This is a genomic window from Rhodococcus sp. NPDC054953 (genome assembly GCF_053609225.1).
In genome coordinates, this window is sequence record NZ_JBSGXD010000071.1 from 738 (window position 1) to 1,203 (window position 466).

Annotated in this window: 1 protein-coding gene; it reads left to right on the forward strand. The window is 70.4% G+C overall.

Annotated features, from left to right (window positions below; all coding sequences use genetic code 11):
* Positions 1–377 (forward strand): hypothetical protein (locus ACWF62_RS20540; protein ID WP_452631264.1); only part of this gene is annotated, 377 nt, incomplete at its 5' end.
* Between the last annotated feature and the right edge of the window lie 89 nt (positions 378–466).

Consider the following 466-nt stretch of genomic DNA (forward strand, 5'->3'; position numbering starts at 1 on the left):
AGGAACTGCGGCTCGCGCTCTCGGACCACGGGCCGCCGTTCCGCGTCGGGGTGACGCGGGAGTCGGGGGCCCGCACGACGTACGAGGGGGACACGTACGGCATCTGTCTCGCCAAGCTTCAGCTGGACATGGAGGACGAAGGGCTCCAGCTCTGCTGTCAGGGAGCCCGCCCTGACACCATGTCCTCCAGCCTGCTGCACGCCTCCGGGGGCCGGCACCTGTACCTCGTCGATCCGGAGGCCAAGAAGGTCACCGACGAGCTGGTGGACATCTTCGACCCCGCTCCGTACGAGGCGGTGACGACCTACGCCGAGCAGCGCAAGGCGTTCTTCGCCTTCACGGGGATGACGGACAGCGGCTGGCAGATGCCCCGCTGAGAGGGTGCGGCCCCGGCCGTCATGCGGGGAGTGGGATCCGCGCTGTGGACTGGTATCAGGAGCGGGCCCGGCGGGCCGGGGGCGCCTGG